This is a genomic window from uncultured Halovibrio sp., assembly GCF_913056445.1.
Classification (GTDB): Bacteria; Pseudomonadota; Gammaproteobacteria; order Pseudomonadales; family Oleiphilaceae; genus Halospina; species Halospina utahensis_B.
The window spans coordinates 20,583-27,912 of sequence record NZ_CAJXMA010000036.1 but is presented as its reverse complement, the minus strand read 5'-3'; the positions used below and the strand labels follow the sequence as shown (position 1 = coordinate 27,912).

Genomic DNA, 7,330 nt, shown 5'->3' with positions numbered 1-7,330 from the left:
TCTTTCAGGGACTGCATTCACAACCGCTGATTCAAACCACGGAGGAGCCCTCCTGCTCAGGGCCTCCCGCTGTTCCTCGAGAACAGCACCACTGCCTTGCTCCAGACGCGCCGCCAAGGCAACGCTTTCCCGAGCCGCAAGCGTGTCAATGCCTGGCGTTTCCTTGCCAGATCGAATCCTGAGAGCATCTTCCACCAGGGCCATTTCCATCTGCTGGGATAAGGACACCTGCAACCACTGCACAGTCCCAACGGCCACAATAGCCACGATGGCAATACCAAGAATGGCATCCCGCGGCCTCACTGCCACAAAAATCGATCGCCTTATCATTAATGCACCAACCTTGGTGTGCCTGCTCGTACCTGATTCACAGAAACCTCAGCAATTCCTGCCTGTACCCCAAGAACCTCAAGAAGGGGATCAACCACAACGCTGACGATGTTCCCTAATAGATTCGTAACCACCGACAGATTGTCCAGCCCCGGCAATTCCAAACCAAGGAGTTCAACCTCAACCTGGCTAAGCAGATCATTGGATAACGCATCACCCAAGTCACCGCCGAACACCTTTGAGTACGAGGAGCCAAATGGTTCGGCAAACACTTTGGGGTCACTGGCATTGCCTATTGGAACTTCAGCATCAACCTGAGTGGCGTTCACTCCCAAAAGTTTGAGTTTCAGTGCCAACTGCAAATTGCCCGCTTCCGATTGCGCACCGACCCTTACCCGGGGGCCGTCATTCTCAAGCCAAAGACGCTCTGCCCAGGCCGTCCCGTTGGCAAGATCCACGTTCAGATCAGTCTCCAGCTCCGCAATTGGACCCAAAAGGGATAGCGCCTCCAATTTGACCCCAAGTTCCACCTGGCCGGTTTCTACTTGTGTACGCCAGCTCCCCTGGGGAGTTTTTCCAGCGCGCCCGATGGCGATTTGAGGTGGCTCACCAAGAGCCAGGCTGACATCGAGATCCGCAACCCCAACCTCGTCCAGAACCTCACTGCCAAGATCAAGCTCAACCGCCTGGCCTTTATTCGCCGCCTGAGCGCCCAGTCGTATCAGACTCAGGGCATTCAACCCGACATTGGCGGCCGCCTCCTCGGTAGGCAACCCAACCTTGAGCACGTCGCCAAGTCTTAGATCCAACTGAGGGTCAACCTGAGCTGCCACACTGCCAAGCTGCACAATCGCGCTGGTCTGATCCGGTGCAGCCGCAACCACCAAGTCGATCAACTCTCCCAATCCGATGCGGGTATCCAACAGCTCTTCAACCGAGCCGACCCCAGCACGCGCTTCCACCAGCTCCACGAGGCGGATGTCAGCATCAGCGAGCCCCTGGTACGTCACCAGATCCAGTGAAAGATCCGTACCGAGCAATCCACCAAGCAGCGCATTAAGCAGCGCACTGTCACCGCTATCGAAGCTGGCCAGCCCCGAGCCGGCCTGCAGCTCGATCAGTTGTGGCTGCTCCGCCACTGCATCAGCACGAAGCACCGCATCATCCGGAAAGACCCAGCCAGCGATCAGACTCATGGGCGTTTCGCGCTCAACGTTGACCCGGACCGCCATTCCTGTGCTGTCTGGTTCAAACTCCAGCATGCCGCCCTTACTGAGGACCCGCCCAAGTTCCAGGTCCACAACGCGTCCTCCGCCTTTCAGGCTGCGTTCGACGACCGTCTCTGCAGCGTCCAACGCTGCCTGCATACGGCTGGCCTCTCCCGGATCCGCCTCGGTGTAACGGGTAACGGCCGCTACGGCCGCCGCGTCCGCCGCGCCCTGCACCCTGCTGTCTTGGTAGAACAACCGGGCTGAATCAACGGCAAGAGCCAGCATCACCAGCGACAGAGTGAGGGCACTGGCCGCCAGAACCGAAATAGCCCCTTCCTGTTCAGAAAGCCTGGCAAGGCGCTGCCCCGAACACGCACTGCGTCCCCACATAACCATCACCTGTCACTAGTGGCGTTCTCCACTTCGAACTGATCCGGAATGGGGTGTGTAAAGCTCTCCAGATAGCGCTCGTAAATGCGCTGCATCTCAGCACCACCAAGCGTCGGCTGAGAGCCCGCAACTTCCCCTGACCGCTGCTTCTCCAGCCATTGGCTCACTGTTGCCTGGCGCTGCTGTTCCTGCACAGAGGACTCTTTGGTCCTCTCGGACCGCGAGGACGCGCACCCCATGGTGACGGCAACCGACAGCGCCAGCACTGTTAAGCAAAGCCTTTTGATTGATGGACTCATTGCCCCTCCTTTCGCTCCATTCACTGACTTCAGCCAGATTCACCACTTTCTGCGGCCTGGATCTGCTGCGCCTCTCGCCCCAACGAGCGCCATTTCTGCTCATCGATGCCGGACTCCGATGCGATGCTGCGTGCCTTGTCGTACTCACCCTGGTGAAGCAGCAGCACGATCAGATTGGACACTGCTTTCTCACCGCCCCCAAGCTCTCTTGCTGTTTCCAGTTCCTCCCTGGCTTTATCCAGTCTGCCCTGAAGCAGATACGCATAGCCGAGATCATTCCTGAGACGCGCATCCACAGGGCGATGGTCAATGGCCTTTCTGAATCGCTCCACCGCCTCCTGCACGTCGCCACGCTGCGCCGCCAGCAATGCCAGGCCCCGCATCCCCTGCCCGGGCATACAGCTTCCAGCGATCTCGATATAGAGATCGCGGGCTTTGTCACTCTCTCCAAGACGACGATGGGCATGCGCACGCAGCAGCTTAGCCTCAACCGGCACAGTGATCTGGATTGAGCTCAACGCATCCAGATGCGCCAGTGCGGCTCGATCCCGCCCCTGATCCGCCATCTGTTCAATAAGATCGAAATGCATCGCAGCCCGCCCCTCAAGTTCCGGGCCACATGCCAGTGGCCGTTCCGCCCGCTCCGAACCGGACGCGATGGACTCGCTCACCTGGTTGCTGGCACAACCGGCCAGCATGAAAAAGCTGCAGCATATAACTGCCATGGCACGCACCAACATCAATCCACCGATCCCAGCCCTTCCAGAATTGAGATGAATCCAGGCCCCGCCATGAGAATCATCAGCGCCGGAAGAAAGAAAAGCACCATGACCACCGTCATGGCACCGGAGAGCTTGCCTACTTTCTCCTGGACTTCAGTGCGCCGGCGCTCCTCAAGCAGATTTGCGAACTCCATCAACGGCTTCTGGATGGCGCCACCGTAACGATCCACCTGGCGCAGCAGCCTGACCAGATCCGTCAGATCATCCACATCCAGATCCCGCGCCATGGACGACAGCGTTTCAGCACGATCGGCGCCAGTCTCCACCTGTCGCATCACCGCCTCAAGCTCACCCGCAACCTCTGGAATCACACGACGGTTCTCTCGGGCAATGGTAACCAGTGCCTGATCAAATCCGAGCCCAGCATCAAAAAGAACCCTGAGCAGATGCAAGAGGCCACTGACCTCTTCCCGTATCCGGCGCTGACGTTGGTGAGCAAGGCGCCGGAGCGCCAGTTTGGGGCCCAGGTAGGCGAGCGCGACCGGAACGAAAAAACTGAAGAGCCCCACGAAGCTTGCGGCGCCTTCAAACCCCAGGGCCAACCAGTAGATAAAAACCGAGACCAGCGACAACAGAACCAATCCGTTCTGGATTCCCCGGAAAATGGCAACAGCCTCCCTTGAGCGCCATCCAGCTTTTATCAGCAAGGGGGCAAGCTCCGGGTCATGGCCCACCACCTGAGTCAGTCGGGAATCAAGTTGCGCCAGCCATTTCAGCCGCCGGTCACCACCGCTGCGCTGATTGCCGCTCCCGCGCCCCTGATGAAGACGACGCACTGCGACAGCCCTTCGGTGATTGCCGAAAACCAGATACACCAGCCCAGCAAGACCGGCTCCTATCATTGCGATGGCGATCCACATCAGCACTGTCATCACAACGACGTTCCCCTCAGACCGATTTGAGCAACCGCCACAGAACGATGACCCCGGATACCTGCATGGCAACGGCAACAAATACCAGCACCCGCCCCGTTTCATCATTCCACAGCCCCAGGAAGAACCCGGGGTTGACCGCCAGCATATACCCCACCAGGAGCACTGGCAGAGCCCCGAGGATCCAGGCGCTGGCGCGGGTTTCCGATGTCATCCCCCGCAGTTCCCGGCGTGCCCTCTCCTGTTCACGGATCATCGTTACGATGCTGTTAAGCATCTCTTTGACACTGCTGCCATAACGACGACTAATACGGACTGCGGTGGTCAGAAAACGCAGTTCCTGCAGGTTATAGCGGTCGCTGGCCATCTCCAGCGCCTCATCCACACTGCCACCGAGACGGGTCTGACGCACCACCGGCTCAAAGACCTGGCGCAAGGGAAGAGCAGCCTCACGGGTGGCGGCGACCAACGCTTCTTCAAGGGTGCTGCCCACATTGACCATGCGCAGCAGCTGATCCACGAAACCGGGCAGTTGTTCCACCATCCGCTGGCGGCGGCGCTCGGCCTGGAGCATGAGGCCCGCGTAAGCAAACGCCAGAATCAACGCAAGAGCTATGACCGCGCCGGCCAGGCCAAGTGCCGAAAACCCGGCACCCAGTGCTATAAAACCCAGGACCACAAGCACAACCAACTGCCACTGCGCCGGCTCAATCCCTGCCTGCCACAGACGCCGTTTCACACGCATGATTATGGGAGACAGCCGTTGAGATATCCGGGAAGGCTTGCGCTCACGGGGAGAGACATAACGATACAGAACAGCAAGTGCGCGCTCCCGCAGTCGTGCACGCGTGTGCTCACGGGCCAGGAAAAGTGCCCCGACCAGCGCGCAGGCCGCCAGCCAGCCTGTCAGAGCCGCGGCCATTACCCGCGCCCCCCTGGCGCAAATGGCGATTGACGGCGCTGCAGACTTTCATGGGCCTGAAGCTTATGGCTGGACGGCTGGATGCTCTGGCGAATGAACTGGTCGTTCTCCTGATCGTACGAGAACAGCTCCTGCATCATATAGGTGTTATCGTTCACGCCAGTGATCTCCTGGATGGAGGTCACCCGCCTGTCACCAGAGGCGGTACGGTCGAGCTGAACGATGAGGTCGATGGCGTTGCTGACCTGCAACCGAAGGGTATGTTCGCTGCCCTGATAGCCGGCAAAGCCTGCGAGCATCTCCATCCGGTGCAACGCATCACGCGGACTGTTGGCATGCAGGGTGCCCATGGAACCGTCGTGGCCGGTACTCATAGCCTGGAGCATATCCAGTATCTCAACACCCCGGACTTCCCCCACAATCACCCGGTCCGGACGCATGCGAAGACTGTTACGCACCAGCTCACGGGCCGTAATCTCCCCCTCGCCTTCCAGGTTCGGGGGGCGCGTTTCAAGCCGGACAACATGGGGATGGTGCAGCTGGAGCTCTGCAGCATCCTCAACCGTAATGATGCGTGCATCCTCGGGAATGTAACCGGACAGGATGTTCAGGAGGGTCGTCTTGCCGGAGCCGGTACCACCCACGACCAGAATATTGCACTGGGCCTCGACCGCGCGCCTGAGAAACTCAACCATCTCATCGTTGAGCGTGCGATAGGCCAGCAGGTCACCGCTCTGCAACGCTTCGCGTTGGAATTTACGGATCGAAAGCGTAGGTCCATTGAGGGCCAGTGGCGGAATGATGGCATTAACACGACCGCCGTCTGGCAGTCTCGCATCCACCATAGGGGTTGATTCATCAACCCTGCGCCCGATGGGTGCCAGAATACGCTGGATAACACGCAGAAGATGATCGTCGTCAATGAAGCGGCGCTCAGTCTCAACCAGCTGTCCTCGCCGCTCGATATAGATGCTGCCATAACCGTTGACCAGAATGTCACTGATATCGTCACGGTCAATGAAGGTCTGGATGGGTCCATATCCACGCAGCTCATCGAGCATATCCCGGCCCAAAGCATCGACTTCACGCCGATTGACGGCGAGGCGGTTGGAAGCCAGAAAATCATCGATCCTAGCATCCACATACTGACGCATCCGGTCCTCTGACCAGCTCTCCAGATCCAGCTCCTCGGACTCAATAACCTGGATCAGAAACCGGTGCAGATCCCGCTTGAGAGACTGATAGCGTTCCGTTTTCTGAACATCATCGTCCTGACCGGCCGTAATCCAGCTCATTCCCGCACCTCCAGACGCTGTCTGAGCCGCTGCAAGAGCCCAGCAAGTGCTCCTGCCCGACCTCGACTGGTGGGCGTCTGACCACTGAGTCTGGCGGCAAGCTCCCGGATCGCCCTCGAATAACGGTCATCAGGACTTTCCTCAAAGATAGTCCTGCCGGTATTGAGTGCGCGCAGGCGCATCAGGCCACTAGACGGGAGATTCATCTCGACCTCCAGATCCAGTACGTCCGCCATGTCTTCGGCTTCCAGCCCCACATCAGGGGTGTAGCGATCAACCAGCAGCCGGATATCACTCACCGCGTGGTCGTGGGCATTGAGATAGTTCAAAAGGCGCTTGCTGGCGTGCGCGATAGGCACAGCCTGCTCGGCTACAAGCAGGGTGCGATCAGAACGGCTGAGCACGAGCTGAACAAATTCTGAGGGAGCAACACCGCCGAGGTTGACGACGATGTATTTGAAATACCCTCTTAGAATATTGAACAGAATCATGACATCGGCGGGCGTGAACTCAGAGGTGTCCACCGGTTCTTCCGGCAGTGACAGCAGCGTCAGCCCGCTCCGGTGTTTGGTGAACGCTGTTCGGATCAGGGTGTGGTCGAGCCGCCGGACACTGCGTACGGCATCGACAAAAGTATAGGTGGACTGGAGGTCGAGAAACAAAAGGGAGTCAGCCGCTGGAACTCCCAGATCAAGCAGCAGCGTGGACTCCTCCGGTGCCTCCTCATTCAGGGCCAATGCGGTGTGAACCGCTGCTGTTGTAACCCCTTCATAGGGGCGCGCGGACAGGAAGGCATAGATTTCGCCGTCCGGACTGCGGTGCTCACCCGCCATGGCTGTGGCCGTGTCGCTGGTGCTTATCGCCCGTCCACGCAGCCGATAGAGCGCATCCTGCGCCTGGCGTTCGCTGCTGCCCACGGCCACCACATCCCTGGCGCCGGCGCGCATGGCCGCAATGACCATATCGAGATCGGTGGATTCCGAAAACACTGCGATCGCCAGATGTGGCTTGACCGCCAACAAACCTTCAATCAGGTCAAGATGAGAAGCCTGTTCTCCACCACCAAGCTGAACAAAGAGGCCATCCGCCTCCACCGCATCAACAAGCTGCAGCACGCGCTCAACAGTATCATCGTCTGCGACGACAACTTCCGCGTGCTCGGAGAGCGCCTGATTCAACCAGCTCAGGTAGTCTTCCCTGTTGGTTACTGCCAGTACGGTCTGCATGCG

8 protein-coding genes are annotated in these 7,330 nt (G+C 58.9%); all 8 read right to left on the bottom strand.

Features of this window, described 5'->3' with window-relative positions:
* Positions 1 to 330, bottom strand: a 330-nt coding sequence (locus tag QZ501_RS08765; RefSeq protein WP_295718814.1) for a hypothetical protein, incomplete at its 3' end; no start/stop codon positions are given.
* Complete coding sequence (locus tag QZ501_RS08760; RefSeq protein WP_295718811.1) at positions 330 to 1,931, bottom strand: pilus assembly protein TadG-related protein; 1,602 nt, start codon at positions 1,929 to 1,931, stop codon at positions 330 to 332. The genes QZ501_RS08760 and QZ501_RS08765, both read right to left, overlap by 1 nt.
* A gap of 5 nt (positions 1,932 to 1,936) precedes the next feature.
* The gene (locus QZ501_RS08755) at positions 1,937 to 2,170 is read right to left on the bottom strand and encodes a DUF3613 domain-containing protein (RefSeq protein ID WP_295718816.1); all 234 of its coding nucleotides are present in this window, start codon (positions 2,168 to 2,170) and stop codon (positions 1,937 to 1,939) included.
* An 89-nt stretch (positions 2,171 to 2,259) separates the two neighbouring features.
* The gene (locus tag QZ501_RS08750; RefSeq protein ID WP_295718809.1) at positions 2,260 to 2,955 is read right to left on the bottom strand and encodes a tetratricopeptide repeat protein; all 696 of its coding nucleotides are present in this window, start codon (positions 2,953 to 2,955) and stop codon (positions 2,260 to 2,262) included.
* A gap of 14 nt (positions 2,956 to 2,969) precedes the next feature.
* Positions 2,970 to 3,884, bottom strand: coding sequence for a type II secretion system F family protein (locus tag QZ501_RS08745; RefSeq protein ID WP_295718807.1), 915 nt, complete (start codon positions 3,882 to 3,884; stop codon positions 2,970 to 2,972).
* Positions 3,885 to 3,900: 16 nt separating this feature from the next.
* The gene (locus QZ501_RS08740) at positions 3,901 to 4,806 is read right to left on the bottom strand and encodes a type II secretion system F family protein (protein WP_295718805.1); all 906 of its coding nucleotides are present in this window, start codon (positions 4,804 to 4,806) and stop codon (positions 3,901 to 3,903) included.
* Positions 4,806 to 6,101, bottom strand: a complete 1,296-nt coding sequence (locus QZ501_RS08735; RefSeq protein ID WP_295718803.1) for a CpaF family protein — start codon at positions 6,099 to 6,101, stop codon at positions 4,806 to 4,808. Before QZ501_RS08735 ends, QZ501_RS08740 begins: the two co-directional genes overlap by 1 nt.
* Positions 6,098 to 7,327, bottom strand: coding sequence for a hypothetical protein (locus tag QZ501_RS08730; RefSeq protein WP_295718801.1), 1,230 nt, complete (start codon positions 7,325 to 7,327; stop codon positions 6,098 to 6,100). The genes QZ501_RS08735 and QZ501_RS08730 overlap by 4 nt, the downstream gene beginning before the upstream one ends.
* Between the last annotated feature and the right edge of the window lie 3 nt (positions 7,328 to 7,330).

Coding starts and splice junctions, on each gene's coding strand:
- QZ501_RS08755 (WP_295718816.1), bottom strand. CDS start 2,170: ATGGGGTGCGCGTCCTCGCGGTCCGAGAGGACCAAAGAGTCCTCTGTG.
- QZ501_RS08760 (WP_295718811.1), bottom strand. CDS start 1,931: ATGTGGGGACGCAGTGCGTGTTCGGGGCAGCGCCTTGCCAGGCTTTCT.
- QZ501_RS08750 (WP_295718809.1), bottom strand. CDS start 2,955: ATGGCAGTTATATGCTGCAGCTTTTTCATGCTGGCCGGTTGTGCCAGC.
- QZ501_RS08745 (WP_295718807.1), bottom strand. CDS start 3,884: ATGACAGTGCTGATGTGGATCGCCATCGCAATGATAGGAGCCGGTCTT.
- QZ501_RS08740 (WP_295718805.1), bottom strand. CDS start 4,806: ATGGCCGCGGCTCTGACAGGCTGGCTGGCGGCCTGCGCGCTGGTCGGG.
- QZ501_RS08730 (WP_295718801.1), bottom strand. CDS start 7,327: ATGCAGACCGTACTGGCAGTAACCAACAGGGAAGACTACCTGAGCTGG.
- QZ501_RS08735 (WP_295718803.1), bottom strand. CDS start 6,101: ATGAGCTGGATTACGGCCGGTCAGGACGATGATGTTCAGAAAACGGAA.